Source organism: Rhodococcus sp. P4_C10, assembly GCF_056402135.1.
In genome coordinates this window covers 63,657-85,731 of the sequence record NZ_JBFUHZ010000010.1, presented here as the reverse complement: position 1 = coordinate 85,731, position 22,075 = coordinate 63,657, and the positions used below count along the sequence as shown (strand labels likewise).

18 protein-coding genes are annotated in these 22,075 nt (G+C 70.6%); 10 read left to right on the top strand and 8 right to left on the bottom strand.

The features are described from left to right. Positions 1 to 98 precede the first annotated feature (98 nt). Together AC1DWC_RS08845 and AC1DWC_RS08840 are read left to right on the top strand one after the other, a co-directional pair. Entirely contained in the window at positions 99 to 1,652 is a 1,554-nt protein-coding gene (locus tag AC1DWC_RS08845; protein WP_477907591.1) for a sensor histidine kinase, read from the top strand. Continuing rightward, a complete protein-coding gene (locus tag AC1DWC_RS08840) occupies positions 1,649 to 2,338 on the top strand; it encodes a response regulator (protein WP_477907267.1) in 690 nt (229 codons plus the stop codon). The genes AC1DWC_RS08845 and AC1DWC_RS08840 overlap by 4 nt, the downstream gene beginning before the upstream one ends. A gap of 11 nt (positions 2,339 to 2,349) precedes the next feature. Here the strand turns inward: AC1DWC_RS08840 and AC1DWC_RS08835 are convergent, their stop codons facing one another. Both AC1DWC_RS08835 and AC1DWC_RS08830 read right to left on the bottom strand, forming a co-directional pair. Further along, entirely contained in the window at positions 2,350 to 3,417 is a 1,068-nt protein-coding gene (locus AC1DWC_RS08835; RefSeq protein ID WP_477907265.1) for an NAD(P)H-dependent amine dehydrogenase family protein, read from the bottom strand. 47 nt (positions 3,418 to 3,464) lie between these two features. Further along, entirely contained in the window at positions 3,465 to 4,247 is a 783-nt protein-coding gene (locus AC1DWC_RS08830; RefSeq protein ID WP_072843063.1) for an SDR family oxidoreductase, read from the bottom strand. A gap of 87 nt (positions 4,248 to 4,334) precedes the next feature. Here AC1DWC_RS08830 and AC1DWC_RS08825 point away from each other — a divergent pair, with 87 nt between their 5' ends. Then, positions 4,335 to 5,018: a TetR/AcrR family transcriptional regulator gene (locus AC1DWC_RS08825; RefSeq protein ID WP_477907263.1), complete on the top strand. Its 684-nt coding sequence runs from the start codon at positions 4,335 to 4,337 to the stop codon at positions 5,016 to 5,018. Positions 5,019 to 5,046: 28 nt separating this feature from the next. On the opposite strand, the gene AC1DWC_RS08820 is transcribed toward AC1DWC_RS08825, so the two are convergent. Further along, on the bottom strand, positions 5,047 to 7,215 hold the full coding sequence (locus AC1DWC_RS08820; RefSeq protein ID WP_477907261.1) for a S9 family peptidase: 2,169 nt from the start codon (positions 7,213 to 7,215) through the stop codon (positions 5,047 to 5,049). A gap of 36 nt (positions 7,216 to 7,251) precedes the next feature. After that, the gene (locus AC1DWC_RS08815; protein WP_477907259.1) at positions 7,252 to 8,133 is read right to left on the bottom strand and encodes a phosphoribosylaminoimidazolesuccinocarboxamide synthase; all 882 of its coding nucleotides are present in this window, start codon (positions 8,131 to 8,133) and stop codon (positions 7,252 to 7,254) included. A gap of 170 nt (positions 8,134 to 8,303) precedes the next feature. Between AC1DWC_RS08815 and AC1DWC_RS08810 the strand changes: the two genes are divergently transcribed. The 5 genes from AC1DWC_RS08810 to AC1DWC_RS08790 all read left to right on the top strand — a co-directional run bounded on the left by AC1DWC_RS08810 (position 8,304) and on the right by AC1DWC_RS08790 (position 15,151). Then, positions 8,304 to 9,725, top strand: coding sequence for an MDR family MFS transporter (locus AC1DWC_RS08810; protein ID WP_477907257.1), 1,422 nt, complete (start codon positions 8,304 to 8,306; stop codon positions 9,723 to 9,725). A gap of 49 nt (positions 9,726 to 9,774) precedes the next feature. Then, the gene (locus tag AC1DWC_RS08805) at positions 9,775 to 10,056 is read left to right on the top strand and encodes an Rdx family protein (protein WP_072843067.1); all 282 of its coding nucleotides are present in this window, start codon (positions 9,775 to 9,777) and stop codon (positions 10,054 to 10,056) included. Between the two features lie 183 nt (positions 10,057 to 10,239). Further along, entirely contained in the window at positions 10,240 to 11,649 is a 1,410-nt protein-coding gene (locus AC1DWC_RS08800; protein ID WP_477907255.1) for an aldehyde dehydrogenase family protein, read from the top strand. Positions 11,650 to 11,922: 273 nt separating this feature from the next. Further along, the gene (locus tag AC1DWC_RS08795; protein ID WP_477907253.1) at positions 11,923 to 13,338 is read left to right on the top strand and encodes an aldehyde dehydrogenase family protein; all 1,416 of its coding nucleotides are present in this window, start codon (positions 11,923 to 11,925) and stop codon (positions 13,336 to 13,338) included. A gap of 31 nt (positions 13,339 to 13,369) precedes the next feature. Further along, positions 13,370 to 15,151, top strand: a complete 1,782-nt coding sequence (locus AC1DWC_RS08790) for an AMP-dependent synthetase/ligase (RefSeq protein WP_477907252.1) — start codon at positions 13,370 to 13,372, stop codon at positions 15,149 to 15,151. A 16-nt stretch (positions 15,152 to 15,167) separates the two neighbouring features. Here the strand turns inward: AC1DWC_RS08790 and AC1DWC_RS08785 are convergent, their stop codons facing one another. Together AC1DWC_RS08785 and AC1DWC_RS08780 are read right to left on the bottom strand one after the other, a co-directional pair. Then, positions 15,168 to 16,178, bottom strand: coding sequence for a 1-aminocyclopropane-1-carboxylate deaminase/D-cysteine desulfhydrase (locus AC1DWC_RS08785; protein ID WP_477907250.1), 1,011 nt, complete (start codon positions 16,176 to 16,178; stop codon positions 15,168 to 15,170). An 8-nt stretch (positions 16,179 to 16,186) separates the two neighbouring features. Further along, entirely contained in the window at positions 16,187 to 16,639 is a 453-nt protein-coding gene (locus AC1DWC_RS08780) for an HIT family protein (protein ID WP_477907248.1), read from the bottom strand. A 109-nt stretch (positions 16,640 to 16,748) separates the two neighbouring features. Between AC1DWC_RS08780 and AC1DWC_RS08775 the strand changes: the two genes are divergently transcribed. After that, positions 16,749 to 18,221: an FAD-dependent oxidoreductase gene (locus tag AC1DWC_RS08775; protein ID WP_477907246.1), complete on the top strand. Its 1,473-nt coding sequence runs from the start codon at positions 16,749 to 16,751 to the stop codon at positions 18,219 to 18,221. Positions 18,222 to 18,232: 11 nt separating this feature from the next. Here AC1DWC_RS08775 and AC1DWC_RS08770 read toward each other — a convergent pair whose 3' ends face one another. After that, the gene (locus AC1DWC_RS08770; RefSeq protein WP_477907244.1) at positions 18,233 to 20,083 is read right to left on the bottom strand and encodes an ABC transporter ATP-binding protein; all 1,851 of its coding nucleotides are present in this window, start codon (positions 20,081 to 20,083) and stop codon (positions 18,233 to 18,235) included. 88 nt (positions 20,084 to 20,171) lie between these two features. Between AC1DWC_RS08770 and AC1DWC_RS08765 the strand changes: the two genes are divergently transcribed. Further along, the gene (locus AC1DWC_RS08765) at positions 20,172 to 20,591 is read left to right on the top strand and encodes a MarR family winged helix-turn-helix transcriptional regulator (protein WP_477907242.1); all 420 of its coding nucleotides are present in this window, start codon (positions 20,172 to 20,174) and stop codon (positions 20,589 to 20,591) included. A gap of 61 nt (positions 20,592 to 20,652) precedes the next feature. Here the strand turns inward: AC1DWC_RS08765 and purB are convergent, their stop codons facing one another. Beyond that, positions 20,653 to 22,074 (bottom strand): adenylosuccinate lyase, encoded by a 1,422-nt coding sequence (purB, locus tag AC1DWC_RS08760; RefSeq protein WP_477907240.1) that lies wholly within the window; start codon positions 22,072 to 22,074, stop codon positions 20,653 to 20,655. Position 22,075 lies beyond the last annotated feature (1 nt).

Below are 22,075 nucleotides of genomic sequence, written 5' to 3'. Positions count from 1 at the left end.
TCAGGGAGAATTCTGCGGGCGCGCCCGAAACCGATGAAGATTGTGTTCATTACGTTCACGAGAGGAGCGCGGTGGCCCGCCGATCGCCCCGACGGCCGATGAGCCTCGCCCGCCAACTCCTGCTGCTGCAGGTCGCGGTGCTGGCGCTGGTCATCGCCGCGGGCACGGCGCTGGGCATCGTCGACCAGCTCCGCGACAGCGACGACGCCAACCGGCGCGAGGTGACGGCGGTCGCCGAGACCTTGGCGTTGACGGACTCGACCGCCGCGGCGCTGCGCTCCCCCGACCCGACGGCGCTGCTGCAGCCGGAGACCGAAGGCATCCGGCAGGCCACCGGTGTCGACTTCATCGTGGTGATGGCGCCCGATCGCACCCGGTACACCCACACCAACCCGGCCCTGATCGGGCAGCCGTTCGGGGGGAACATCGACCGCGCCCTCGCCGGCGAGACGTTCACCGAGACCTACGCCGGCTCGCTGGGCCCGTCCGTTCGGGCCGTGACGCCGGTCTACGACGACGGCACCCTGGTCGGGCTGGTCGCGGTCGGCGTCACCCGCGCCCGCGTGGGCGCGGAGTTCGCGGCCAGCCTGCCGCTGCTCTTCACGCTCGCCGGTGCGGGCCTGGTGGCGTCGACCCTCGGCGCCCTGCTGCTCAGCCGCCGGCTGCGCCGCCAGACGCTGGGACTGGCCCCGGACGAGCTGCGCCGGCTCTACGAGCACCACGACGCCGTGCTGCACTCCATCGGCGAGGGCCTGGTGGTGTTCGGCCGCGGCGAGGAGGTGGCGGACCTGGTCAACGACGAGGCCCGACGACTGCTCGAGCTGCCCGACGGTCCGGTGCGGCTGGCCTCGCTGCCGGCGTCGTTGCGCCGCCTCGACCTCGCCGACGCCACCGATGCGGGCGACGAGGTGCACCTGACCACGAACCGGGTGCTCGTGGTCAACCGGCATCCGGTCAACTGGGAGGGCCGCCGGATCGGCACGGTGCTGACCATCCGGGACCACACCGAGCTCCAGGACGTGCTCGGTGAGCTCGACTCGGTGCGCGGGTTCGCCGAGACCCTGCGATCGCAGGCCCACGAGTCCGCGAACCGGCTGCACACGATCGTCACCATGGTCGAGCTCGGCCGCTACGACGAGGCCGTCGCCTTCGCCACCGACGAGCTGCGGCTCTCCCAGCAGCTCATCGACCGGCTGATGGCCACGGTCGAGGAGCCGGCCCTGGCGGCGCTGCTGCTGGGCAAGGTCGGAGAGGCGGCCGAGCGGGGCGTGACGCTGACCGTCACCGAGGACACCGCGCTCGGTCCGGTGCCGACGCTGCGGGCCCGGGAGCTGGTGACGCTGGTCGGCAACCTCGTCGACAACGCCGTCGACGCCGCCCGCGACACCGACGACCCGTGGGTGGAGGTCTCGGTCCGGCAAGAGCACTCGATGCTGGTGATCCGGGTCGCCGACAGCGGACCCGGCCTGTCCCCGGACTCGTTGGCGAACGCGACCACCCGCGGGTACTCGACCAAGTCGGGTTCCCGGGGGCTGGGGCTGGCGTTGGTCTCCCAGGTGGTCGGCCGGCACCGCGGCGTCCTGCGTGCCGAGCCGTCGCTGGGTTCGATGCTCGTCGTCGAGATCCCGCTGCCACCCGGGGGCGGGTCGTGATCCGGGTCCTGATCGTCGAGGACGAGCCGCTGATCGCGCAGGCGCACTGCTCGTATGTCGAACGGGTGCCGGGGTTCTCGGTGCACGGCGTGGTGCACACCGGCAATGCCGCCGTGCGCGCCGTGGTCGCGGCGGGCGACACCGACGACCCGGTGGACCTCGTCCTGCTCGACTTCGGCCTGCCTGACGCCGGCGGCCTCGACGTCGCCGCCGCGCTGTCCGGCCTGCGCCCGCGACCGGACGTCATCGCAGTCACCTCCGCGCGCGACCTCGAGGTGGTGCGCACCGCGGTCGCCCGGGGCATCGCCGTGTACCTGCTCAAGCCGTTCACCTTCGCCGCATTCCGCGACAAGCTCGAGCGGTACCTCGAATTCCGCAACGCCCTGCCCGCAGGCCGGTCCGCCGCCGGACAGCACGAGATCGACCGGGCCATGGCCGCGTTGCGCGGCTCCAGCGAACGCCCCGTGACCCCGAAAGGCGTTGCGCGGCAGACCCTCGACCACGTCGCCTCCTGCGTCCGCGACGCCGACCGGGCGTTGACCGCCGCCGAGGTGGCGGCGGCCGTCGGGGTGTCCCGGGTGACCGCGTGGCGCTACCTGGAGCGGATGGCCGAGGACGGGCTGGTCGACCGGCGCACCGAGTACGGGCGCGCCGSCCGGCCCCAGGTGCGGTACGCCTGGCGCTGAGGGTCGTCCGTCTACGACCGGATGGTGCCCCGGCCCGGGATCACCGGCAGGTCGAGCGCGGACAGCAGTCCGGGCTTGGCGTCGCCGAGGTACGGGATCGCGTTGATCGCGCGCATCCCGGTGGCCAGGCACCCGCCGGTGATCGGGTTGTCGTCGAGTTCACCGCGGAAGACGGTCTCCTGGGTGATGTTCGGGCTGCCCTTGATGATCACCCGGTACACGTCGTTGTCCACCGAGGTGGCCCGCGGCCAGTGCGTGGCCGCGTCGTTGGTGATCCGGTTGACGTGCTCGATGACGATCTTCGCCTCGTCGCCCACCCAGCCGCGGATCTCGAATCGCACCGCGGCGCACTGGCCGGGTTCGATGACGCCGAACTTGTACTCGATCGGCTCGGTGGCCGCCCACTTCTCGTAGACGGTGTCGATCCGGTCCAGCTTCACCCCCACCGCATCGGCGATCATCGGAATGGTGTGACCCCACGCGAAGATCAGCACCTCCGGGATCTCGAGCACCGCCGCCTGCTCGATCGGCGCGCCGATTCCCATGGTCGGGCCGTAGTCGCCCTCGTAGGTGGCGTAGTCCAGCAGTTCCTGCACCCGCACGCTGTCCACCCGCCCGCACACGCCCATCAGGGTCATCGGGAACAGGTCGTTGGCGAACCCGGGGTCGATCCCGGTGGTGAAGCAGGACTTTCCGCTCTCCTCGCAGGCCTGCTCGAGCGCGACCTTCATCTCCGGCGGGCACGGCTCGGGGTAGACCAGCGGCGTCATCGAGGTGGACACCACATGCTTGCCGGACCGCAGCGCGGCGGTCATGTTGTCGATGTTCTGCACCGCGTACTCGGCGGTCGGGCCGTAGTACGCGACCGCGTCCGCGTCCAGCCGAAGGACCGCCTCCCAGTCCGTGGTGGCGGCGAGCCCGGCCGGCTCGGCGCCGATCAGGGTGCCGACGTCGACGCCGTCCTTCTCCTGGTCGTGCACGATGACGCCCACGAGCTCGAACTCCGGGTGGTCGAGGAGCTCACGGATGACGAGCTTGCCGACGACGCCGGTGCCCCAGACGATGACCTTGTGCTTCATGCCTTACTGCCTTTCAAGAATTGTTGTGCGTCAACAGGTTCCGAACGTCAGCGGAAGTACTCGCCCGCGTTCACGAAGAGCGTCTGACCGGTGAGCATCCGGGCCCGGTCGGAGGCGAAGAAGACCACCGAGTTGGCCACGTCGTCGTCGGCGGGGATCTCGCCGAGCGGCATGTTCTTGGTGATCTCGCCGATCACGGTCTCCTCGGGGACGTCACGCTGCTTGGCGGACAGCGCGACGTACAGCTCGATCGGCGGGCCCCACATCCACGTCGGGACGACGGTGTTCACCCGGATCTTGTGCGGTCCGAGCTCCTTTGCCAGTGACCACATCGCCGCGTGCAGTGCCCCCTTCGACGTGGCGTAGGCGGACTGCGGCAGCTGCGGGTGGAACATCGCCTGCGAGCCGATCAGCACCACCGACCCGCCCCGCTTCTTCAGCTCCGGCAGCGCGGCCTGCGTCAGGGTGAGCGTGCCGATCACGTTGGCGTCGAGCATCGCCTTCCATGCGTCGAGGTCGGCTCCCTCGAGCCCACCGAAGACGTCCTCCTTCGCGGCCACGTTCACCAGGGCGTCCACCGACCCGAAGCGGTCGGCAGCCGTGCCGATCAGCCCCGCGCAGGCCTGTTTGTCGAGGATGTCGGTGACCGCGTACGCGACCCGCTCCCCGGTGGGGTCGATCTCATCGGCCACCGACTTCAGGTTCGCCTCGGTCCGCGCGCCGAGCACGACGTTCGCGCCGTCCCGGTACGCGGCCAGCGCGATCTCCCGCCCGAGTCCGTTGCCGACCCCCGAGACAACGACCGTCTTGCCATCCAACAGTTCCGCCATGTCCAGCTTCCTCCGGTGTGATGCAGGCCATTACGTAACGTCGAGTTACGAATTTTTGCAACGTAACACCGCGTTACGCTATTGACAATGACTTCCGGCGAAGAGACGACAGGGACGGCCGCCGAGCGCAGGCGCGGGCGCCCGCGGAGCGCGGCGATCGACGACGCCGCGCTGGCCGCTGCGCGCGAGCTGCTGGCCGAGGTCGGCTGGGACCACACCACCATGGTGGCGATCGCCGAACGCGCCGGAGTCGGCAAGCCCGCCCTCTACCGGCGCTGGCCGTCCAAGACGCACCTGGTGTTCGAGGCGGTCTTCGGATGGGTCGACGAGGCCACCCCCGTCGCCGACGCGACGGACGCGGCGGACTGGATCCGACGCTCCTGCGCGTACTCCCTCGAACTCTTCGGCCGCCCCGAGGTGAAGGCCGCCCTCCCCGGGCTGCTGGCGGCGTTCCGGGACCGCGCGGACCTGCTGACCACGCTGTGGACCGACTTCGGCGGCCCGGGCGTCGGGATGCTGGCCGACGTCCTCCGCGCGGACGAGAAGCGAGGCGAGGGCGAGGGCGAGAGCGAGGGCGACGGTGCGGCCCTGGACGCGCAGGCCACCATGCTGTTCATCGTCGGGGGCGCCATGGTGCTGCGCCTGATGATGGCCGACGAGGACGCCGCCGGCGTCGTCGCCCGGATGCCGGACATCCTGCTCGGTGGCGTGGAACGGGCACAGCCCTCAGGCGGCGTGGAACGGGCACGGCCCTCACCCGACGAGGGGTGAGGGCCGTGACGGAGGCCGAAGCCGAGGGCTACGCGGCGCCGCAGGTGTCGAGCACCCAGGCGTACTCGAACGCGACCTCTTTCCACTTCTCGTAGCGGCCGCTGACGCCGCCGTGACCGGCGCTCATCTCGGTCTTCAGCAGCAGGGGCGCGTCGCCGGTCTTGGTGGCCCGCAGCGCCGCAACCCACTTGGCGGGCTCGACGTAGAGCACCCGGGTGTCGTTGATGCTGGTGATCGCGAGGATCGCCGGGTAGTCCTGCGCGGTGACGTTCTCGTACGGCGTGTACGAGCGCATGTACTCGTACACTTCCTTGTCCGCCAACGGATTTCCCCACTCGTCCCATTCGATCACCGTCAGCGGCAGGGACGGGTCGAGGATCGAGGTGAGCGGGTCCACGAACGGCACGTTCGCGAGGATCCCGGCGAACAGTTCCGGAGCCAGGTTCGCCACCGCGCCCATCAGCAGCCCGCCCGCGCTGCCGCCGTCCGCCACCAGCTGCGAGGGAGTGGTGCGGCCGGTGTCGATCAGGTGCCGCGCGCAGTCGACGAAGTCGGTGAAGGTGTTCTTCTTCGTCAGCATCTTGCCGTTCTCGTACCAGTGCCGGCCCATCTCGCCGCCGCCGCGCACGTGCGCGACCACGAACACCACGCCGCGGTCGAGCAGCGAGAGCCGCGCCACCGAGAAGCCGGGGTCCATGCTGGCCTCGTAGGAGCCGTAGCCGTAGAGCAGCAGCGGCGCGGGCCCGGTGGCGTCCCGATCCCCCGTCGCTGCGCTCGCCCCGTCCGCCTCGCCGCGCTTGCGCTGCACGATCGAGATCGGGATCTGGGTGCCGTCGGCCGCCTCCGCCCAGTCCCGGCGCTGTTCGTAGTCGGCGGGGTCGTACCCACCCAGGACCGGCTGCGACTTGCGCAGCATCAGCTCACCGGTGGCCACGTCGTAGTCGTAGACGCGGCTGGGGGTGAGGAAGGAGGTGTAGCCGAGCCGCAGCAGGGGTCCGGTCCACTCCGGGTTGGAGCCCGCGCCCACGGAGTAGAGCTCCTCGTCGAACTCCAGCTCGTGCCGATCGCCGTAGCCGTCGGCCGCGAGCGGCCACACCGCCAGCCGGGTCAGGGCCTCGCGCCGGTAGCTGAGCACCAGGTGCCCGGCGAACGCCTCGACCTCCTCGAGCCGGACGTCCTCGTCGTGCGGGAGCAACGTCCGCTGGTCCGTGGGATCGGTCACCGGCGCGTCGACCAGGATGAAGTTCTCCGCCTTCACCCCGTCCACGACGCCGTTGTGCAGGATCAGGAAGCGGTCCTCGCCGGCCACGACGGCATGCTCGACGCTGTACTCGACGCCGTCCTCGCGGGGCAGCACCACCCGGAACTCGCCCTCGGGCGTCGCCGACTCCAGGCACAGGATCTCGGAGGTGATCTTGGAGCCGACCCAGATCATCAGGTACTTCTCGCTGCGGGTGGAGCCGCAGCCCACCCAGAACCGCTCGTCCGGCTCGTGGAAGACCTTGACGTCGTCGGCGGGCGCGGTGCCGAGCCGGTGCCGCCACACGGTGTCGGGGCGCCACGCGTCGTCGACGGTGAGGTAGAAGACGTGCTGGTCGTCCACCGACCAGGTCACTCCCGGCGCGGTCCCGGGGATCTCGTCGGCCAGCAGCTCGCCGGTGCGCAGGTCCTTGAACCGCAGCGTGTACCGCTCGTCGCCCGCGGTGTCGACGGAGTAGGCGAGCAGGTTGCCGTCGAGGGTGACGGAGAAGGCGCCCAGGGAGAAGAACGCGTGACCCTCGGCCAGCACGTTGCCGTCGAGCAGGACCTGCTCGCCCGGGATGTCGGTGTCCGCGGACAGCACCGGCGGGGTCCAGTCGTCCGGGCCGGTGATCGGGCACCGGCACTGCACGCCGTACTGCTTGCCCTCGAAGCTGCGCGAGTAGTACCACCACTGCCCCATCCGGGACGGCACCGACAGGTCGGTCTCCTGGGTGCGGGACTTGATCTCCTGGAAGATCGTGTCCCGCAGCGGCGCCAGGTGCTCGGTGTGCGCGTCGGTGTAGGCGTTCTCCGCCTCCAGGTACGCGAGGACCTCCGGGGACTCCTTGTCCCGCAGCCACTCGTAGTTGTCGACGAAGGTCTCGCCGTGGTGGGTGCGTTCGAGGGGAACCTTCTTGGCCACCGGAGCAGTGACCGGGGGGACGGACGAAGTCATGGCGCCCACCCTATGCGGTGGGCGCCGCGCCGTGAGTCAGACCCAGTCGTCGAAGGACAGCCCGGAGATCCGCTCGTAGGCCTCGATGTAGCGCGCCCGGGTGGCCTCGACGATCTCGTCCGGCAGCGGGGGCGGCGGGGTGTCGCCCGCCCGGTCCCATCCGGACTCGGCACTGGTCAGCCAGTTGCGGACGAATTGCTTGTCGAAGCTCGGCTGCACCCGGCCCGGCTCGTAGCCCTCGGCGGGCCAGTACCGCGACGAGTCCGGGGTGAGCACCTCGTCGGCGAGCACCAGGTTTCCGTCGTTGTCGAGACCGAACTCGAACTTGGTGTCGGCCAAGATGATTCCGCGGTCGGCGGCGAAGCTGGCGGCCCGGAAGTAGATCTCGAGGGTGTCCTCGCGCAGCTTGACGGCGAGGTCCTGCCCGAGCTGCTCGACGACGGTGGCGAAGTCCACGTTCTCGTCGTGCTCACCCATCACGGCCTTGGTGGCCGGGGTGAAGATCGGCTCGGGCAACTGGCTCGCCTCGACCAGGCCCTCGGGCAGCTGCACGCCGCACACGGCGCCGGTGCGCTGGTAGTCGGCCAGTCCGGAGCCGGTGAGGTAGCCACGGGCCACGCACTCGACGGGCACCATGTTCAGCTTCCGCACCACCAGCGCGCGGCCGAGCACCTCCGCCGGGATCCGCTCGTCGTCAGGGGGGCCGGCCAGGTGGTTGTAGCCGCCGAGCTCGTTGAAGAAGAACACGCTCATCGCGGTGAGCACGCGCCCCTTGTCCGGGATCGGCGTGTCCAGCACGTGGTCGTAGGCCGAGATCCGGTCGCTCGCGACGAGCAGCAGGTGCTCGTCGTCGATCGTGTACAGGTCACGGACCTTGCCGCCGGCCAGGTGGGCGTAGTCGGAAAGTGAAGGGCGCACGTCGAGTAACCCTATCGGGTGTGGCACCCACCCGACAGTGCCGCCGCACCGCGACCCGGCAGCAGGTCGCCGAGAGTGACCCACGCCACGCCACGCCGACGCGGAGGCCGGACAGGCGCCGACACGTAGCGTGATACACAATCGAGTCCTTCCGAGGACAGGGGCGCGCAATGACAACCGAGGTGGTGGACAGGCGCAGCATCGGACTGCGCTCGGAACGCGGGCCGGTCCTGATCTCGCTGATGCTCACCACGGCCCTGGTCGCACTGGACTCCACCATCATCGCGACGGCGGTGCTCACCATCGTCGACGACCTCGGCGGCTTCACCTCGTTCCCGTGGCTGTTCTCGGTCTACCTGCTCGCGCAGGCCGTCTCGACGCCGATCTACGGCAAGCTCGCCGACCTGTTCGGCCGCAAGCCGGTCATGCTGTGGGGCATCGGAGTCTTCTGCGTCGGCTCGGTGCTGTGCGCGAGCGCATGGTCGATGCCGGCGCTGATCGCGTTCCGCGCCGTCCAGGGCCTCGGCGCGGGAGCGGTGCAGCCGATGGGCCTGACCATTGCCGGCGACATCTACACGCTCGCCGAGCGGGCCAAGGCGCAGGCGTACCTGGCCAGCGTCTGGGGAATGTCCGCGGTGGTCGGCCCGACCCTCGGCGGCCTGTTCTCGGAGTACCTCTCCTGGCGCTGGATCTTCTGGGTCAACGTGCCGCTGTGCGCACTGGCCGCGGTGATGCTGATCCGCAACTTCGTCGAACCGCCGCGGACCCGCAACCGGCCCCGCATCGACTACCTGGGCGCCACCTTCCTCAGCGTCGGCGCCGCGCTGCTGATCCTGGGCCTGCTCGAGGGCGGGCAGGCCTGGGCGTGGGGATCCCCGGTCGGATTCGGGGTGTTCGCCGTCGCCGCCGTCGCGCTGGGACTGTTCGTCCTGGTCGAGTCCCGCGCCAAGGATCCGGTCCTGCCGCTGTGGGTGCTGACCAGCCGGGTGCTGGTGGCGAGCAGCCTGGTCGCGGTGAGCATCGGCGCCATCGTGATGGGACTGGCCTCCTACGTGCCGACGTTCGCGCAGGGCGTGCTCGGCACCGGCGCCCTCGTCGGGGGGTTCGCACTGGCTGCCCTCACCGTCGGCTGGCCGGTCTCCGCGGCGCTGGCCGGCCGGCTGTACCTGCGGCTGGGCTTCCGCTCCACCGCGCTCGTGGGCGGCGCCCTGACCCTGATCGGCACGGCGGCCACCACGCAGCTCGGGACCGGGTCGCAGGTGTGGCACGTGGCCGCCGCATGCTTCGTGACCGGCGCCGGTCTGGGGCTGGCCGCAACCCCCACCCTGATCGCCTCGCAGACGAGCGTGGACTGGGAGGAGCGGGGCGTGGTGACGGCCACCAACATGTTCGCGCGCTCGCTGGGCAGCGCCGTGGGGGTCGCGATCTTCGGCGCCCTCGCCAACGGCCGCCTCGGCGGGGCCCAGGATCCGTCGGCCGCGGAGCTGTCCTCGGCCCTGGACCCCGTGTTCCTGGCGGTGACGGTGGCCGCGGCGGCGGTGCTGGTCGCGGCGGCGTTCATGCCGGGCCGCACCACAGCCGACGGTCGCTGAGCCAGACACTCGCCGAGCCTGGCCGGGCCGGGTTTGGCAGGCTGAGGCGATGAGCTCCCCTCGCGTCACCATCACCTACTGCACCCAGTGCAACTGGCTGCTCCGCGCCGGCTGGATGGCCCAGGAGCTGCTGCAGACGTTCGCGGCCGAGCTCGGCGAGGTGGCGCTGGTCCCCGGAACCGGCGGCATCTTCCAGATCGAGGCCGACGGGCAGTTGCTGTGGGACCGGGCCCGCGACGGCGGATTCCCGGACATCGTGGCGCTGAAGAGGCTGGTACGCGACGCCGTCGCGCCGGACCGGGACCTCGGGCACGCGGACCGGTCGCGCTGACACCCTGGTCTTCATGCCGGCGCCCGGGCCTTGACTGGACCCGCGGAGGCGACAAGGGTTGACGACTAGGGGGGAACGGCGGCACTGACGCCCGCCGAACGGCTCACCGCCACTTCACGGTCGGCCCCGATACACCTCTCATGCGATGACTCGAGCCGTGCCACCACACGATCGAGGTGCGCCATGACCGCCAATCCGAGCACCGTCACCGTCGACACCGATGCCGCCATCCCCGGAATCGTCGGGTCGCTGCGCACGACGTACGCCTCGGGTCGCACCAGACCGGCGACGTGGCGGATCGAGCAACTGCGCGGCATCGAGCGGATGCTGGACGAGCGTGAGGACGAGATCGCCGGCGCCCTCGCCGAGGATCACGGGCGCGACGCCTTCGAGGCCTGGATGACCGACATCCTCGCCGCCAAGCTAGAGGCCGCGTACGCACGCAAACGGGTGCGCCGGTGGATGCGCAGCCGGCCGCGGCCGCTGCCGCTGCACCAGATGCCCGCGCTGGGGTGGGTGCAGTACGAGCCGCTCGGGGTGGTGCTCGTCATCGGGGCCTGGAACGGTCCACTGACTGTCACCCTGGGACCGCTGGTCGCCGTCGTGTCGGCGGGAAACTGCGCCGTCGTCAAGCCTTCGGAGCTGGCCCCCGCGACCTCGCGCCTGCTGGCCCGACTGCTCCCCGAGTACCTCGACGCCGAGGCCGTCGCCGTGGTCGAGGGCGACGGGCACACCACCCAGACGCTGCTTGCCCAGGGCTTCGACCACGTGTTCTTCACCGGCGGCACCGAGATCGGCCGGAAGATCCTGGCCGGGGCCGCGCCGCACCTGACGCCGGTGACCCTCGAACTCGGCGGCAAGAGCCCGGCGATCGTCATGCGGGACGCGGACCTCGCCGTCACCGCCCGGCGCATCGCGGGGACGAAGGTGCTCATCTCCGGCCAGGCCTGCGTCGCGGCGGACTACGTGCTGGTCGAGCGCGCCGCCCGCGACGAGCTGGTCGAGCGAATAGTCCACAGCCTCAACGAGTTCCGGTCGGGGGAACCCGTGCGCGGCCTGCGCGTCGTCAACGAGCGCCAGTTCGACAGGTTGGCCGGCTACCTGGCGAACACCGAGGCCACGGTCGCGCTCGGCGGTGGCACCGATCGGGCCACGCTGACCATCGAACCCACCGTGCTGGTGGACCCGAGCCCCGAGGAACCGGTCATGCGGGAGGAGATCTTCGGGCCGATCCTGCCGGTGCTCGCCGTCGACTCGCTCGACGAGGCGATCGCCTTCGTCAACGCGCGGCCGAAACCCCTCGCTGCCTACGTCTTCACGAGGTCGGCGCGGACTCGCCGTCGAGTGTTGTCCGAAGTCAGCTCCGGAGCGGCGGTGGTGAACCACCTGATGGTGCACTACCTGACGCCCCAGTTGCCGTTCGGCGGCGTCGGGGCCAGCGGCATGGGGAGATACAACGGCAGGTGGGGGTTCGAGGAACTCAGCCATCGAAAGGCCGTGCTGCTCAAGCCGTTCAAGCCAGATCCCCGGTTTGCCTACCCGCCCTACACCGACCGGGCGGTCAAGCTGATCCGCCGGATGTACCGGTCCTGAGACGACGCCGACGCCCCCGAGGAGGCTCACGGTGACCACCTGTGCGATGCCTTTCATGCCTTTCAGGCCACGGTCGCCCAACATTCGGACGCGGCGAACCGATTGCACTGACCATCCGGGCCTTGACTGGGCCCGCGGAGACGACAAGTGTTGACGGCTAGGGGGAACGGCGGCACTGACGCCGCCGAACGGCTCACCGCCACTTCACGGTCGGCCCCGATACACCTCACATGCGATGACTCGAGCCGTGCCACCACACGATCGAGGTGAGCCATGACCGCCAATCCGCGCACCGTCACCGGCACCGTCGACACCGATGCCGCCATCCCCGAAATCGTCGAGTCGCTGCGCACGACGTACGCCTCGGGTCGCACCAGAACCGCGCAGTGGCGGATCGACCAACTGCGCGGCATCGAACGAATGCTGGACGAACGCGAGGACGAGATCACGCGCGCCCTCGCCGAGGATCTAGGCCGCGACGCCTTCGAGTCCTGGATGATCGACGTCCTCGACGTCAAGCTCGAGGCCGCGTACGCACGCAAGCGGGTGCGCCGGTGGATGCGCAGCAGGCCGCGGCCGCTGCCGCTGCACCAGATGCCCGCGCTGGGATGGGTGCAGTACGAGCCGCTCGGGGTGGTGCTCGTCATCGGGGCCTGGAACGCTCCGCTGACGGTCACCCTGGGACCGCTGGTCGCCGCCGTGTCGGCGGGGAACTGCGCCGTCGTCAAGCCGTCCGAGCTGACCCCGGCGACATCGCGACTGCTGGCTCGACTGCTCCCCGAGTACCTCGACGCCGACGCCGTGGCAGTCGTCGAGGGCGACGGTCACACCACCCAGACCCTGCTCGCCCAGGGCTTCGATCACGTGTTCTTCACCGGCGGCACCGAGATCGGCCGGAAGATCCTGGCCGGGGCCGCGGCCCAGCTGACACCGGTGACACTCGAACTCGGCGGCAGGAACCCGGCGATCGTCATGCGGGACGCGGACCTCGCCGTCACCGCCCGTCGCATCGCGTGGACGAAGGTGACCAACTCCGGCCAGTCCTGCATCGCGGCGGACTACGTGCTGGTCGAGCGCGCCGCCCGGGACGAGCTGGTCGAGCGAATAATCCACAGCCTCAACGAGTTCCGGTCGGGGGAACCCGTACGGGGCATACGAATGATCAACGAGCGCCAGTTCGACCGGTTGGCCGGGTACCTTGCCAGCACCGAGGCGACGGTTGCGCTCGGCGGCGGTTCCGATCGGGCCACGCTGACCATCGAACCCACCGTGCTGGTGGACCCGAGTCCCGAGGAACCGGTCATGCGGGAGGAGATCTTCGGGCCGATCCTGCCGGTGCTCGCCGTCGACTCGCTCGACGAGGCGATCTCCTTCGTCAACGCGCGGCCGAAACCCCTGGCCGCCTATGTCTTCACGAAGTCCACCCGGACTCGCCGCCGGGTGCTGTCCGAGGTCAGCTCCGGAGGGGCGGTGGTGAACCACCTCACGTACCAACTCGTGGCGCCCCAGCTCCCGTTCGGCGGCGTCGGGGCCAGCGGCATGGGGCGGTACCACGGCAAGTGGGGCTTCGAAACCCTCAGTCACCGAAAGGCCGTGCTGCTCAAGCCGTTCAAGCCAGATCCCCGGTTCGCGTACCCGCCCTACACCGACCGGGCGGTCAAGCTGATCCGCCGGATGTACCGGTCCTGAGACGACGCCGACGACCTCGAGGAGGCTCACGATGACCACGAGCAACGCGTCACCCCGGACCGGGTGCGAGGCCTTTCAGGCCACCGTCGCTCGACATCCAGATGCCGTCGCCCTCCGCACCCCCGGCGACGGCGTCGTGATCACCTGGCGCCAGTACGGCGAACGGGTCCGCCGGATAGCCGCGGGCCTTGCGAGACTCGGTGTCCGCCACGGCGACACCGTCGGGATCATGCTGACCAACCGGCCCGAGTTCCACCTGGTCGACACCGGTGCGCTGCACGCGGGCGCGACGCCGTTCTCGGTGTACAACACGCTCGCCCCGGAGCAGTTGAAATACGTGCTGACCAATGCCGGCAACAAGGTCTTGGTCTGCGAGGAGCAGTTTCTGCCCGTGCTGCGCGAGGCGGTCGAGGGCACCGCGGTCGAGCACATCGTCTGCGTGGGCTCGGACGCGGAGGGCACGACGAGCCTGCGGGATCTCGAGGCGAACGGTGACCCGGACTTCGACTTCGAGGCGTCTTGGAAGGCCGTCGAGCCGGGCGACCTGCTCACCATCGTCTACACCTCGGGCACCACCGGGCCGCCGAAGGGGGTCGAACTGACGCACGCAAACCTGCTCGCTGCCCGGGATGCGGTCATCGAGTTCGTCGAGGACCGACCGGATCACCGGATCGTCTCGTACCTTCCGGATGCGCACGTCGCGAACCGGGCGATCGCGCACTACTTCGCTGTAGTTGTCGCGGCGCAGGTCACCACTCTGGCGGACATCAAGCAAGCGATCACCGTGCTACCGGAGGTCCGCCCGACGATCTTCCTCGCCGTGCCGCAGGTCTGGTACAAGGTCAAGGCCGCAATCGAACTGGCGCTCGCAGAGGAGTCGAGCCCGATCAAGAGGAAGCTCGCGCACTGGGCGATCGACATCGGGAAACGGAAGGCGCGTCTCGAATCCGACGGCACACCCCTGCCGCGGCGGCTGCTGGTCCAGCATTCGCTCGCGGACCGACTGGTCCTCGGCGCGGTCCGGAAGAAGCTGGGGCTCGATCAGGTGCGATTCGCAGTGACGGGCGCGGCCCCGATCTCACCGGACGTGCTGGAGTTCGTCCTGGGTCTCGGCATCCCGTGCTCCGAGGTCTGGAGCATGACCGAGACGAGCGCCGCCGCGACGATCAACCCCCCGGATTCCCGCCGGATCGGCAGCGTCGGGAAGGCTGTCCGCGGCGCGAAGCTCAGGCTGGCCGAGGACGGCGAGCTCCTGTTCTCCGGTCCGATGGTCATGAAGGGCTACCGAGGCGACCCCGCCAAGACGGCCGAGGCCATCGATGCCGACGGCTGGCTGCACACCGGGGACATCGGGTCCATCGACGCCGACGGCTACGTCACGATCATGGACCGCAAGAAGGAACTGATCATCAACGCCGCGGGCAAGAACATGTCGCCGTCGAACATCGAAGGCGCCATCCGCGCGGCCAGCCCGCTGATCGGCGGCGCGGCGGTGATCGGGAACGACCGCCCCTACGTCGTCGCCCTGCTGACGCTGGACCCCGACGCCGCGGCCGCCTTCGCGACCCGGGGCGGCATCGGAAACGGCTCGCCCGGGGACCTCGCGTCGAACCCCCTGGTGCGCGCGGAGATCGACCGCGCCGTCGCCGCGGCCAATGCGAAACTCTCCCGCGTCGAGCAGGTCAAGAAGTTCAACCTGCTGCCGGCGATCTGGGAGCCGGGCGGCGACGAGTTCACTCCGACGATGAAGCTGCGGCGCAAGCCCATCGACGCCAAGTACGCCCGCGAGATCGAGGCGTTGTACGCGGGCTGACGACGACGGCCGGGCGTCAGTCCGGCCGCGGGCCGTAGGTGTCAAGCATGACGACGGGCCCGTCGCCGAACCGCTGGTCGGCGTCCATCTCCAGCACCGCGGCGAAGGTCTTCGCCGTGTAGACGGGGTCGAGGGTGAGCCCGTGGTCGGCCCCGATCCGCTGCGCGGCGGTGCCCTCGGGGGTCGCGTACCCGTACCCGGGCCCGAGCCACTCCCCCGTCACCACCAGTGCGCCCGGTTCGAACTCGACCGGCCCGATCGCGGCGCCGCGGTCGCGCAGCAGCCGATGCGTCCGGCGGGCGAGCCCGACCAGGTCCCGCTCGGCCAGCGGCAACGTGTCGTTCACGACGACGCCGACCACCCGGGTGCGCAGACCCGCGAGCCGCAGCCCCAGCAGCAGTCCCGCCGCGGTGCCGCCGGAGCCCACCGCCGTCACCACATGCGTCGGCTCCGGCATCACGCCGGCCTCGACCTGGGCGGCGAGTTCGAGGGCGACCTCGACGCACCCGAGGGTCCCGAGCGGCGAGGACCCGCCCGCCGGCAGGTAGTAGGGCAGGTGCCGGCCGCGCACGTGCCGCGCGAACAGCCAGGGCGCCGCCGCGATCGTCCGCGCCTTGGTCCGGGTGAAGTGCAACGTCGCGCCGGCGCGCCGCAGGCGGTCCACCTGGGCGTGCACGTGCTCGTCCATCGGCTGGTCGATCAGCGCCAGCGCGGTGTCGATGCCCTGCTCGCGCGCGTAGAGGGCGGTGGCCAGGCCCCAGTTGGTGCCCTGGCCACCGACGCTGAGGATCTGCCGGGAACCTCTCGCGAGGACATCGGGGAGGATCCACTCCAGCTTGCGGACCTTGTTGCCGCCCCAGCCGCCCGAGCCGTAGTCACCCTCGTCCTTGCACCACAGCCGGTTTCCGGTGCCCAGCCCGTCGAGGTGGACGATCGGGGTCGGGGCGGAGCCGAGCCTGCGGTACGGCGTGGTCGCCCCGAGTTCGGGGAACATCCGGTGCAGTGTGGGGGCGGTCGTCTGGTCCATCCGGTCGCCTAGACCGAGCCGAGCCGACGGCGGAGCGCACCGGCCAGGTAGTCGAGGTCGGGCCGACGCGCGGAGACGGGACGGCCGCGGAGACCGAAACCGTCGCCGGGGGTGCGCGGGACGACGTGCAGGTGCACGTGGAAGACCTCCTGGCCGGCGACGGCGCCGTCCGCGAGGTAGAGGTTCACCCCGTCGGCGCGCGGACCGTCGGCGGGCAGGCCCGCCCCGTCTGCGCTGTTGTCCCGCAACGCGGCCGCCAGCTTCTGACCGACCGCGAAGATCCGACCGCCGTCCTCGGGATCGAGCTGTGCCAGCCCCGAGGCGTGCCGCTTCGGGACCACCAGCAGGTGCCCCGGTGTGAACGGGCGGATGTCCATGAACGCCACGGTGTGCTCGTCCTCGTGTACGAGGCTCGCCTCCGCCTCGCGCGCGATGATGGCACAGAAGATGCAGTGGCTCATGGGGATTGATGATAGGCCCACAGGCCTTCCCGGTGGACGGACATTGCCCTTACCAGCGGCGGCGGGGCGGTCCTACAGTGTGCCCACCGACAGTGGATGGGAGTTGCGAATGAGTGCACACAGTCCGGTGGCGCCCCTCGATGCGGGCGACGTCGAACACTTCGACCACGAGACCGACGTCCTCGTCGTCGGTTACGGCTGTGCCGGCGCGGCCGCGACCCTGGAGGCAACGGCCGCGGGCGCCGAGGTCATCGTCCTGGAGAAGGCGAGCGGAGGCGGCGGGTCGTCGGCGCTGTCCGGCGGCGAGATGTACCTGGGCGGCGGCACCGAGATCCAGCGGGCCTGCGGATTCGAGGACACCGCGGCGGACATGGAGGCGTTCCTGCTGGCCGCCCTCGGCCCCGACGCCGACAAGGAGAAGGTCGGCCTCTACAGCCGCGAGAGTGTCGCGCACTACCAGTGGCTGGTCGATCACGGGGTGCCGTTCAAGCCCTCGCTGTGGAACTCCCCCACCTGGGTGCCGCCGACCGACGACGGACTGATGTGGATGGGCGAGAACTCCTACCCCTTCACGGAACTCGCGAAGCCGGCGCCCCGCGGGCACCGCGTCACCTCGGACGGGTTCGGCGGCAAGGTGCTGATGCAGAAGCTGTCCGAGGCGGTCGCGGCCACCGACGTCGCGGTGCACACCGACACCTACGCGACCCGGCTGATCGTGGAGGCCGGCGCGGTGGTGGGCGTCGTCGCCCGCCAGTACGGCAAGACGTACACCTACCGGGCGCGCCGCGGCGTGGTGCTCACCACCGGCGGGTTCGCCGACAACGCGGAGATGGTCGCGCAGCACGCCCCGCAGCTGGTGGGCCTCGGCGTCAACAGCGACGGTGGGGACGACGGCCGCGGCATCGTGATCGCCCAGGCCGTCGGCGCCGCCGTCAAGCACATGTCCGCCGGGCAGGTCGGCATCTCGCTGGTCCCGGGGATGATGGTGCGCGGCATGATCGTCAACAGCGTCGGCCAGCGCTTCATCAACGAGGACGTCTACCCCGGCCTGGTCGGGCAGGCAGCCCTGTACAAGCACGGACTGAAGGTGTGGGTGATCCTCGACGAGCAGGCCTACGAGGAGGTCCCGGTCGACGAACGCTGGGGCGTGCAGCCGCATTTCGTGGCGGAGACGCTCGAGGAACTCGAACAGCAGATCGGCATGCCGCCCGGCGCGCTGGTCACCACCGTCGGCGAGTACAACCGGCACGCCGCCGAGGGCGAGGACCCGTACTTCCACAAGTCCGCGACGTGGCTGCGACCGCTGACGTCACCGTTCGCCGCGATCGATGTCCAGCGCGGCATCGCCCCGCCGGAGTACGGCGAGGCGGGCCGCGGCGGCGCGGAGGTGTTCACCATCGGCGGCCTGTGCACCACCGTCGACGGGCAGGTCCTCGACCTCGACGGCAACCCGATCGACGGACTGTTCGCGGCGGGACGGGCCACCTCGGGCCTGCACTCGTGGGGCTACATCAGCGGCACGTCGCTCGGCGACGGCACCTTCTTCGGCCGCCGGGCCGGGGTGTCCGCCGCCGAGCGCTGACGCGGGCGCGCTCAGCCGGCGAGGACCAGCGCGTCGGGCGCGGCGGTGCCCGCCTTCGCCAGCAGCCGCGCGTAGCGGACGCCGAGCGCGCGCAGTTCCCCGTGGGTGCCGCGCTCGGCGGCGTGGCCGTGGTCGAGGACCACGATCTGGTCGGCGTCGCGGATGGTGGAGAGCCGGTGCGCGACGGTGATGGTGGTGCGGCCCCGGCTGACCTGGTCGAGCGCGTCCTGCACGGCCCGCTCGGTCTCGTTGTCGAGTGCGCTGGTGGCCTCGTCGAGCACGAGAATTCTCGGGTTGCGCAACAGGGTTCGGGCGATCGCGATCCGCTGCTTCTCGCCGCCGGAGAACCGGTGACCGCGGGCACCGACCATGGTGTCGTAGCCCTCGGGGAGCGACTCGATCAGCTCGTGCACCTGCGCCGCCCGCGCCGCGGCCTCGATGTCGGCGTCGCTCGCCGCGGGGCGGGCGTGCCGCAGGTTCTCCCGGATCGTCGCGTGCAGCAGGTAGGTCTCCTGCGAGACCACACCGACCAGCTCGGACAGCTCCGCGAGCGAGATGTCGCGCAGGTCGACCCCGTCGATGGTGACCCGACCGGACGTCGGGTCGTGCAGTCGCGCCACCAGCGAGGCGAGAGTGGTCTTGCCCGAACCGGTCTCGCCGACGAGTGCCAACGAGGATCCGGCGGGCACGTCTATCGACACCGCGGCGAGCGCGTCCCGGTCGGCACCCTCGTACCGGAAGGTGACGTCCTCGAAGGCGACAGCACCGAGCGCATGGTCCATCGCCACGGGCCGCTCGGGGTCGTCGATGTCCACCGGCAGGTCCAGGTACTCGAAGATTCGGCTGAACAGCGCCAGTGAACTCGTCACGGACACACCGACGTCCAGCAGCTGCATCAGCGGCCGGAACAGCGCGCCCTGCAGTCCGGTGAACGCGACCAGGGTGCCGATGGTCATGCCGCCGGAGGTCGCGGGCAGGCCGGCAGCCAGGTAGAGCAGGGCCGGGATCGCCGCGAAGACGATGCTCATGGTGGCCATCCGCCACCGGCCGGACAGGTCCGATCGGACCTCGAGATCCGTCAGGACCTCCGACGTGTCCGAAAAGCGTTGCGACATGGCCGGTCCCGCACCGAGCGTCTTGCCCAGCTGAATGCCGCTGATGGACAGCGACTCCTCGATCTGGGTCTGCATGTCGGCGAGGGTGCGCTGGCGGAGGCTGGTGATCTCGCGGCGCATCCGGGCAACCTTGCGGGTCAGCCAGATCGCCGGCGGCAGGACGATCAGCGAGAGCAGGGACAGTCGCCAGCTCAGCACCGCCATCGCGACCGCGGTCCCCACCACGGTGGTGAGGTTGGACGCGATCGAGGTGGCGGTCGACGTGACGACTGTCTGCATGCCGCCGATGTCGTTGGTCAGCCGGGACTGGATCTCGCCGCCCCGGGTGCGCGTGAAGAAGCCCAGCGACTGCCGGTGCAGGTGCGCGAAGACGTCGGTACGCAGGCCGTGCATGATGCGCTGCCCGACCGTGGTGGAGATCCAGGTCTGCACCACCGCGATGACGGAGCTGGCGACGGTCACGGCGAGCATGCCGAGCACCGCCCACACCAGCAACGGGACGTCCTGGTCGGGGATGGCGCGGTCGATCACCTCGCGGACCAGGAACGGATTGGCCAGGGTGATCACCGACGAGGCGACGATCAGCGCCGTGACCACGGCGATCTGCCAGCGGTAGGGCGCGAACAGCGCGCCGATCCGGCGCAGGCTGACGGGTTGTTCGGAAAGTTGGGCGCGGTCCGCCGGGTCGACCTTCGCGCCGCGGGGGCCGCGGCCGGGACCGGGTCCGCCGAAATGGGGGCTTGTCATGCAACCACCCCTCTCGTATGTCGGGGTAAGACATACTGAGGTTCCCTCACAATGAGGTGAATGTCAATGCCCGGGTACGCTCCGTCACATGACCGAGGGCCCGCCCGACCCGCTCCGCGATCTCGTGATGTCGACCGCCCGCGCCCTGCGCCGGCGCTGGTTCGTCGCGCTCGAGCCGTGGCAGCTGTCCCCGCACGAGTACCGCGCGCTGTGGGTGATCGGCCGGGACGAACCGGAGGTCCCGCGGCTGGGTGACGTCGCAAAGGCGCTGCGCATCGCGCCGCGGTCGGCGACCGAGGTGGTCGACCGGCTGGAGCAACGCGGCCTCGCCGAACGGGTGCCCGACGCGGCCGACCGGCGCGCGACCTGCGTCCGGCTGACCGCCGCGGGCCGCCGCGTCATCGGCGAACTGGAGACCGCGCGGGCCGCCGACGCGGAGGACTTCTTCGCGCCGCTCGACGAGCACGACCGCACCGAGCTGCGCCGCATCCTCGACAAACTGCGCTGACGCGCCTGTGCGCCGTTTCGGTAGCTCCCGCTACAGAAACGGCGCACAGGCGGCGGAGCCGCTAGAGGATCGGGGACGGGGTGTACGCCGCCGCGTCCGGGTACTGCTCGACGAGCAGCTCGACCCGGCGGACCACCGAGGCCACCTGCGCCTCGGCGGCACCGACGAAGACCGACTTGTCGGCGAGCGCGGCGTCGAGGCCGGCCCGGTCCAGAGGCAGCCGGTCGTCGGCGGCCAACCGGTCCAGCAGGTCCGGCTCCTTGCCCTCCTCGCGCATCGCCAGCGCGACGGCCACCGCGTGCTCCTTGATGGCCTCGTGCGCGGTCTCGCGTCCGACGCCGGCGCGCACCGCCGCCATCAGCACCTTGGTGGTGGCCAGGAACGGCAGGTAGCGGGTCAGTTCCTTCTCGATGACGGCCGGGTAGGCCCCGAACTCGTCGAGCACGGTCAGGAAGGTCTCGATCTGTCCGTCGATCGCGAAGAACGCGTCCGGCAGCGCGACGCGGCGCACCACCGAGCAGAACACGTCGCCCTCGTTCCACTGGGCGCCGGCCAGCTCGGCCGCCATCGAGGCGTAGCCGCGCAGGATCACCTGCAGGCCGTTGACACGCTCGCAGGAACGGGTGTTCATCTTGTGCGGCATCGCCGAGCTGCCGACCTGGCCGGGCTGGAAGCCCTCGGTGACCAGCTCGTGGCCGGCCATCAGGCGGATGGTGTGCGCGAACGACGACGGGCCCGCGCCCAGCTGCACCAGCGCGGAGAGCACGTCGTGGTCGAGCGAGCGCGGGTACACCTGGCCGACGCTGGTCAGCACGTGCGCGAAGCCGAGGTGCTCGGCGACCTTGGCCTCGAGGAACTCGAGCTTCTCGGTGTCGCCGTCGAGCAGGTCCAGCATGTCCTGCGCGGTGCCCATCGGGCCCTTGATGCCGCGCAGCGGGTAGCGGTCGATCAGCTCACGCAGCCGGGTCAGGGCGACCAGCAGCTCGTCGGCGGCGGACGCGAACCGCTTGCCGAGGGTGGTGGCCTGCGCGGCGACGTTGTGGCTGCGGCCGGCCATCACCAGCGACGAGTACTCGGCGGCCCGCGCGGCGAGCCGGGCCGCGACCGCGACGCCGTGCCCGTGGATGTACTCGAGCGACCGCAGGACCTGCAGCTGCTCGACGTTCTCGGTGAGGTCGCGGCTGGTCAGGCCCTTGTGCACGTGCTCGTGCCCGGCGAGGTCGTTGAACTCCTCGATACGGGCCTTGACGTCGTGCCGGGTCACCCGCTCGCGGTCGGCGATCGAGGCCAGGTCCACCTGGTCGAGGACCCGCTCGTAGTCGTCGAGCGCGGCCGCGGGGACGTCGATGCCGAGCTCGGCCTGCGCCCGCAGGACCGCCAGCCACAGCTGACGTTCCAGCACGATCTTGTGCTCCGGCGACCACAGTTCGGTCAGGTCGGGGCTGGCGTAGCGGGTGGCGAGGACATTGGGGATGCGGGTCACG